Annotated in this window: 1 pseudogene; it reads right to left on the bottom strand. The window is 51.1% G+C overall.

From position 1 onward, the window contains the following. Positions 1-17 precede the first annotated feature (17 nt). A pseudogene (locus CIK04_RS26365) lies at positions 18-470 on the bottom strand (FHIPEP family type III secretion protein); the annotation flags it as partial.

The raw sequence follows: 470 nt of genomic DNA, 5'->3' as shown, positions 1-470 counted from the left end.
TTCGGCCTTCACCCACAGGCCACACCCATCAAGGTGATTCGATAACTGTTCGGAGTGAGTTCTAAATTGTCACGAATGTGCACTGGCGGGATCAGAAAGCCAAAATCTTGCGAGAGCTTCTTACGAACCCCTTTCACGCGTTCAAGCAGTTCGCCACCTTGGTCTCTATCTACCAATGGGATCAAGCGATAACCCACTTCCAAGCCAATGATGTCGACCGGCTGTACGTCATCCCATGAGAGTTCACGTACAGAGGGGGCATTGCTGCTGTCTGCCACCACGGGCACTTTCGGTTCTTTGGCCTTTTGCTTCTGCTTCTTATCAATGAAGTAAGCGCCCGTTCCGGCGATCGCCGCTAACGACAGGAAAGCAAAATGAGGCATACCGGGTACAATCCCCATAATGCCAAGAATCGCCGCGGTGATCGTCAGTGCTTTTGGATTATCAAACATTTGGAAGAGCATCTGCTC

It is taken from the genome of Vibrio sp. 03_296 (assembly GCF_002265885.1).
This window is presented reverse-complemented; position numbering and strand designations above follow the sequence as displayed.